The sequence below is a fragment of the Oceanobacillus luteolus genome (assembly GCF_023715655.1).
GTDB classification, from domain to species: Bacteria; Bacillota; Bacilli; order Bacillales; family Amphibacillaceae; genus Oceanobacillus; species Oceanobacillus luteolus.
In genome coordinates this window covers 1-365 of the sequence record NZ_JAMBON010000169.1, presented here as the reverse complement: position 1 = coordinate 365, position 365 = coordinate 1, and the positions used below count along the sequence as shown (strand labels likewise).

Genomic DNA, 365 nt, shown 5'->3' with positions numbered 1-365 from the left:
GATGGAGTGTTACGGGCACGATGATTAGTTCTTCATGTGGCATAGAAAAGCACCTCCTTCAATTGATATTTCTATCTTAGCAAGAGGTGCTTCATTTTTGTATGCGTTGTTTGATTACGGGTTTACGGTCTTCTCGCTGGAAGAACCAAAACGACGCTGTTGACTTAACCGAAATTGCTCCTCATACCATTTTAGCTTTGCTTCCAAAGCTTCCTTCTCTATTTCAAGCTTTTCGTTCCGCTCTTTATAGTATTCAATTGATTCCTGATTTTTGGTGTCTGTATTTTTCATAGTTTCATTATACGAAAGAGAACCCGAATTGACTAGTCGGATTCTCATTTTTCTTGATTTATAGAATGGTACGT

At 38.1% G+C, this 365-nt stretch carries 1 pseudogene; it reads right to left on the bottom strand.

What is annotated here, in order from left to right:
• Window positions 1-120: 120 nt before the first annotated feature.
• Window positions 121-291: pseudogene (locus M3210_RS20230) on the bottom strand (IS66 family transposase); the annotation flags it as partial.
• Window positions 292-365: the final 74 nt, after the last annotated feature.